This is a genomic window from Ruminococcus sp. (assembly GCF_045129435.1).
Taxonomy (GTDB): domain Bacteria; phylum Bacillota; class Clostridia; order Oscillospirales; family Acutalibacteraceae; genus Ruminococcoides.
Window position 1 is genome coordinate 1 of the sequence record NZ_JBGVJL010000001.1, and the last position, 3395, is coordinate 3395.

Below are 3395 nucleotides of genomic sequence, written 5' to 3' on the forward strand. Positions count from 1 at the left end.
CCGAACACTACATAAATTCTTACATAACCAAAAAGCGTAGCAAGGCTGAAAAAAAACAGAGAAATTGAGGCTATAAGCATAAAAATTATATCGGCAATTATAACCGATGCCTTTGTGCTCAAAAACGCTGTCCGTATAAACTTGAATATTCCATATACCACACCAAGAGCCACACCGAGCAAAAGCGAATATAAAAAAGCCTGCGATTGAATGTAAAAATCAATTTCCATAGGCTCACCTATTTGAAAAGCTTAGAAAACTTTGAGCGTGAATTATCGTTGCCTATGTACTGCATAGCGTTGATTTTTCCGTCAATGGACACATCGCCCGATTCAAGATTCAGCTTGTCAATGTGCAGTCTTTCACCTTTTATAATCAGTCTGCCGCAAGAGGTCAGCACCGACACGGTTTCTTCATTAAATCCGCTCACATCTTCCGCACCCGTAAGCACAAGCTTTCCCCTTGCATCAAGCATAAGAGTATGATTTTTGCCCTTTGGAATTTCACTCATAAAAAATACCTCCGTACAAATACTAATTATTTATACGGAGTAAAACGCTGAAATATTACATTTTTAACTTAAATTACAGCCTCATACATTGTGTCTGCCTCTTCCTTGCGGACAACCTCCTTAACTGCTGTAACCTTGACCTTTACGCTTCTTGAGCCAAGTGTAATTTCAATTACATCTCCAACCTTAACATCGTAAGAAGCTCTTGCCTCTTTGCCGTTTACACTTACCTTGCCGGCATCGCAAGCCTCATTCGCAACAGTTCTGCGTTTAATAAGTCTTGACACTTTTAAATATTTATCAAGTCGCATAATTTAACCTCCAACAAAAAAAGGAGTCGACAAAAGCCGACTCCACAAAATAAATTACTGGTTTACAGTATCCTTAAATACCTTGCCTGCCTTGAAAGCTGGAACCTTAGAAGCTGCGATTTCGATTGGGTTACCTGTTCTTGGATCGCTGCCTGTTCTTGCCTTTCTCTGACGCTGCTCAAATGTACCAAAACCTGCAATCTGTACTTTCTCGTCTTTTGCAACAGAGTCGATGATTGTATCAATAACTGCTGTAACTGCCTTTTCTGCATCTTTCTTAGTAAGACCGCTCTGCTCAGCAACAGCTGAAATAAGTTCTGTTTTGTTCATATCAATGATCCTCCAAATTATTCTTTTATTTTTACTTCATCCCAAAGGGAATCAAGCTCAGACAATGTTGCGTTTTTCATATCAATTCCACGCTCCTTGGCAAGAGCCTCAACCTTTGAAAAACGACCAATAAATTTGTCGCACGCATCATAAAGAGCGTGTTCACTGTCAATTTTTAACAGTCTTGCAACATTAACGGCAGAGAAAAGCACATCGCCAAGCTCTTCATACTGATTCTCGGTATCACCGTTTGAAATAGCTTCTTTAAGCTCGTCACATTCCTCATAAAGCTTTGTGAGTGCGTCCTCAGGATTCCCCCAGTCAAAACCGACCTTTGCGGCTTTTTGCTGAACCTTTGAGCTTCTCATAAGAGAAGGCAAAGCCTTTGATACACTTTCCATTGCCTGAGTCTGTGTTTTCTGCTCTTTGGTCTGCATTTTTATAGCGTCCCAATTCTTAAGCACCTGCTCGGTTGTGTCTGCATTCACATTACCAAAGACATGCGGATGACGAATAATAAGCTTTTTGCAAACACCGTCACATACATCGTCAATGTTAAATGTACCTTTTTCACTCTCAATTTCAGAGTGGAGGGCAACCTGCAAAAGCACATCGCCGAGTTCTTCCTTTAAAAGGTCAAGATCCTCGGTATCAATAGCCTCAACAGCCTCGTAGGTTTCTTCAATAAAGTTTGAACGAATAGATTTGTGAGTCTGCTCTCTGTCCCATGGGCAGCCACCCGGAGCACGGAGAATTTTTACAATTTCAACCAAATCTTCAAATTTGTATTCTGACTTTTCTTTAAAATCCATTTCAAACTTCCTTTCAGAAAAAGCTTTACTTTGCAATTTGTCGCAAGTAGTAAAAATTTGCAATCATAACTTATATTTTACCCAATCAGATGGAATTTTGCAAGTAGTTTTGCGATTTTTTCCCCTTTTGGCAAAAATTCTATGACAGTAGCGGTAAATGTACGCAATATCAACAAAACAAAAATGTAAACAATAATTGCCGCAAGTATTGCACATACTGTTGCTACTCTGTGTGGTGCAAATGTAAGCACACCCATATTTACAAAATAAGCTGTAATACCGCTTGCAACCGCACCGATTAACGGCTTGATTGTGGTGGTGTAGAAATTAATTCTTACCTTGGAATGTTTGATAAGCAAGTAAATACCTACAACGCAGGATACAAAATAGCCGATAAGTGAGCCTGCTGTTGCACCCTGAATATTGATTGACGGTATGCTTACGAACATCCATGTAATGCCGATTTTTACAACCATACCAAAGGCGTACAGCTTCATTGGCAAATCTGTTCTGCCAATACCCTGAAGCATACTGCAGATCGGTGTTTCAATAGCCGCAAAAATAGTTGTAAGTCCCATAAGCATAAGAACATTACCGCCTATAGCTGCAATAGATTCGCTTGTGTAGATGAATGACATAATCGGATGTGCAAGCACACAAAGACCAATGCCCATTGGCAATGTAAATATCATTGTCATTCCGAATACGGTTTCCATTGAGGTTTTAAGTACCTTTTTGTCGCCCTTTGTGTAGGCACTTGTAACATTTGGCATAGCACTTGAGCCAAACACCTGGGTTACGGCGGTTACAAGCTGCATAAGCTTGAGTGCGGCTGCATAGCAGCCCCAAAGCTTTGTATGAATAGTAATCGGGTCGCTTGTAATTGACTCGGTAAATCCGTACTTGCCGTACTGGTCAATAAGCTCCTGCGGGTGGGTTTCAGCAAGGTCTTTAAGCACACGCTGAATAATTACCTGGTCAATAAGTGAGCCCATACTCATAATAAACGCACCCATTGCTGTCGGAACAGCTGTTTTTACCATAAGTACAAAGGTTTCTCTTTTTGTACGGGCATCAAGAGAATTTTCGTAGTATTCTTCAGGTATTCCGTCACCGCCAATTTTAAAGCGGAGAAGAAGAAATACAAAAGCCATAAAGCTGCCCGAAGAAATACCGCAAATTGCACCTGCTACAGAGAATGCAAGGATTGTGTTCATTGCATCGTACTGTGATTCAAAAGTAAACCAAAGGAAAGTGCCGCTTGCCTCGTACTGATCCATACCGAATTTCATTACAAGGTAAGCAAAAGTAAGGCCAAGAATAAGCTTTACCGCTGACTCAATTATCTCAGAAATTGCTGTTGGGAACATATTTCTCTGTCCCTCAAAGTAACCCCTGTAGATAGAAACAAGACAGCCAAAAAGAATAGTC

General features: G+C 40.4%; 6 protein-coding genes. All 6 read right to left on the minus strand.

Annotated elements, in window-relative coordinates; genetic code table 11:
- Window positions 1–230, minus strand: a 230-nt coding sequence (yabQ, locus tag ACJMMI_RS00005; RefSeq protein ID WP_405352302.1) for a spore cortex biosynthesis protein YabQ, incomplete at its 3' end; no start/stop codon positions are given.
- Between the two features lie 8 nt (window positions 231–238).
- A complete protein-coding gene (gene yabP, locus ACJMMI_RS00010) occupies window positions 239–511 on the minus strand; it encodes a sporulation protein YabP (protein ID WP_405352304.1) in 273 nt (90 codons plus the stop codon).
- A 68-nt stretch (window positions 512–579) separates the two neighbouring features.
- Window positions 580–822, minus strand: a complete 243-nt coding sequence (locus ACJMMI_RS00015; protein WP_405352306.1) for an RNA-binding S4 domain-containing protein — start codon at window positions 820–822, stop codon at window positions 580–582.
- A gap of 54 nt (window positions 823–876) precedes the next feature.
- A complete protein-coding gene (locus ACJMMI_RS00020; RefSeq protein WP_022235449.1) occupies window positions 877–1152 on the minus strand; it encodes an HU family DNA-binding protein in 276 nt (91 codons plus the stop codon).
- 17 nt (window positions 1153–1169) lie between these two features.
- Entirely contained in the window at window positions 1170–1964 is a 795-nt protein-coding gene (mazG, locus tag ACJMMI_RS00025; RefSeq protein WP_405352309.1) for a nucleoside triphosphate pyrophosphohydrolase, read from the minus strand.
- Window positions 1965–2041: 77 nt separating this feature from the next.
- A partial coding sequence (locus tag ACJMMI_RS00030; protein WP_405352311.1) for a polysaccharide biosynthesis C-terminal domain-containing protein occupies window positions 2042–3395 on the minus strand: 1354 nt, incomplete at its 5' end.

What these genes read in the sequence shown, in the direction of transcription:
- yabP (WP_405352304.1), bottom strand. Translation starts at nt 511, where the DNA reads ATGAGTGAAATTCCAAAGGGCAAAAATCATACTCTTATGCTTGATGCA.
- ACJMMI_RS00015 (WP_405352306.1), bottom strand. Translation starts at nt 822, where the DNA reads ATGCGACTTGATAAATATTTAAAAGTGTCAAGACTTATTAAACGCAGA.
- ACJMMI_RS00020 (WP_022235449.1), bottom strand. Translation starts at nt 1,152, where the DNA reads ATGAACAAAACAGAACTTATTTCAGCTGTTGCTGAGCAGAGCGGTCTT.
- mazG (WP_405352309.1), bottom strand. Translation starts at nt 1,964, where the DNA reads ATGGATTTTAAAGAAAAGTCAGAATACAAATTTGAAGATTTGGTTGAA.